2 protein-coding genes are annotated in these 2,190 nt (G+C 39.1%); both read left to right on the top strand.

Translation table 11 applies throughout. The features are described 5' to 3' along the window. Positions 1-414: 414 nt before the first annotated feature. Positions 415-792 carry a hypothetical protein gene (locus ACFIQE_RS09745; RefSeq protein WP_375640880.1) on the top strand — a complete coding sequence of 126 codons (378 nt, stop codon included), beginning with the start codon at positions 415-417 and terminating at the stop codon, positions 790-792. A 10-nt stretch (positions 793-802) separates the two neighbouring features. Continuing rightward, entirely contained in the window at positions 803-1,966 is a 1,164-nt protein-coding gene (locus ACFIQE_RS09740; protein WP_375640879.1) for a DUF6990 domain-containing protein, read from the top strand. Positions 1,967-2,190: the final 224 nt, after the last annotated feature.

The raw sequence follows: 2,190 nt of genomic DNA, 5'->3' as shown, positions 1-2,190 counted from the left end.
CGCGGTATATGGGTTGTTTTCGTATTTTTAGGAGCCTTGTTCATTCAAGCTTTGAAATGAATCCTATTGAAGTGGGGATGCAGGGTCATTTTCTTGAAAATAGGAGAATTTTTAGGAAGAAAAAGCTGAATTGTGACTATTGTTTACAGATTGGTGTGGTTTGAAAATCTTTATTGTTTGCAATGTGAGGAAGGTAAGAGGGTGGCAAGGTAGCAGGAATATTATTATTTTTATTATGACGTAAGCCATAACGGCCTGTGTACTTTTCTTGATTTCGGTGATATTTGGGTTTTGCATCATCATAATGCGTAAATTGGAAAAAAAGATCTAGAAACGAGAAGAAGCAATCTCTGTGTGAGAGCAAATAAGCTCTCTGTCACACGGGTCTTTTCATCAAGAGTGAGAGGGGAATACATGAAGGAGCAAAATTGGACATCAGAGCAAGAAACGCATAAAGGAGCGCATTCTTTTTCGCTCCAGCACGTGTTGCTCTCAGCAAAGGATTATAAAATTATCTTTGCTATTGCGGTTCTCATTATCATGTGGAAAATGGTTCTAGAAATACCAGGTGTATTGAATTGGCAGCTGACAGGGTGGCAATATGTTGTGCATGCCGTTCTCTTTAAAACAACGGACATCATAACGGTTTGTGCACTTTTCTTGATTCCGGTGATGTTACGGCTTCGCACCAAAGTGACGGGTGAGTTGTACAAAAATATTCAGAAACTAGAAGAAGCAATCTCTGTGCGAGAGCACATAAGCTCTCTGTCGCACGGGCTTTGTAAAGACTGAGAGGGGAAAAATGAACAGTGATCCTATAGCCGTATTTCTATTAGATCCCCTGTTTTGGGTGATGATTGTTATTTGCATGATCATTATCATGCTTGTTTTAGCTCTTTATACCTCTGTCTTCAAACGGATGAAAATGAATTTCCAAGTGAAAGGCGAGCTGGAAAGAGTGCTTCAAGAAAATGATCTTGCAACGCAGCAGTTTTGGAAAGATGAAGCCGTGCTGCAGGAGAGGCGTTTGCAACTAAAGGAAAAAGAGTTCTCTGCCGATTATGATGATGATGAAATTCTCACGATAGAAAGTGCAACAGGGCTTTTAAAAAGCTTGGGATGGTCGGTGGAAATCGAGGGAAAGGGAGATTATTTGGCAACCCTCTTTTTACCAGATCGCGAAGTGCAGTTTCTTTATAACGAGAAACGAGTGGAAGAGTTTTCGCCTTTTGATCGCGGACTTTTAATTATGAGCGGTATTTTTGCGGCGGCTTGTCAGACGATTAATCCTCATAATTCTGGGGTTGTGCCAACGGTATTTATGAATTTTGTACCCAATGGATTGGAAATTTTTGAAGAAAAAGTGAGCGCTCAGCTTTTAAAGAAAGCACTCGATAAAACTTTAAAATGGACAATGGAAGATGATTCTTTGCATGAAATGTTTCGCTCTCAATATGGTATTCCCCCTTGGGAAAAAGATTCTTTATCATGGGCAACGGATGGAGACGTAGAGTTCGCACCTTATGCTTTGCTGCATCTTGCTGCTCTTGCCTTGCTGGGCGATGTTGAGACTTTAGCTTCTTATGATGAAAGTTTTACGGCAGGGGACCAGCTTGGCTTTGATGAAACCATTGAAAAAGTCTATTTGGAACGCGCGATGGTGATTGCTCAAGAAGTGAAAAGGGAAGGAAAGTTCAGTTACGATCTACTGGAACGGGTTGCTGAGAAGTGGTCTATAGCCATGGACTATCAGCTTTTTAGAGATAGAAACCTTAATTTGTGTAATCAAAAACGAGATTTTCATAAAAAATTAGTTGAGAAGAAAAAACAAGAATTAAGGGAACAAGGGTTTGAAGGGGTGAGTGATGAACAGTTCGTGTTTGAAGCAGAAGGGGTAAAACATGCTCCTGATATTACTTATATTAAAGATGGTAAAATCGCATTTATGGATATAAAAATTGATTAGTGTTGTACTTTCCTGTTGAAGAAAAGCACTCTTATTTAAAAGATGTGAAAGCGCCATGATTGAGACGCTTTCACACCTTTCTTACCAGAGCAAAATAAAGGGCTCGAAAAATCAAGAATAATAGCCAAGATTAAAAAAATAGACTGAAAATGGCTTGATCCTCAAGAATAGGGGAAAAAATCAATTATAAATTCTACTCTCTTCTTTAAGATGGTTTTGTTGTT

The sequence above is a fragment of the Bartonella sp. AA1HLJMS genome, assembly GCF_042197445.1.
GTDB lineage: Bacteria > Pseudomonadota > Alphaproteobacteria > Rhizobiales > Rhizobiaceae > Bartonella.
Note: the sequence above shows the minus strand (reverse complement) of the source record. Positions and strands in the feature narration are given on the sequence as shown.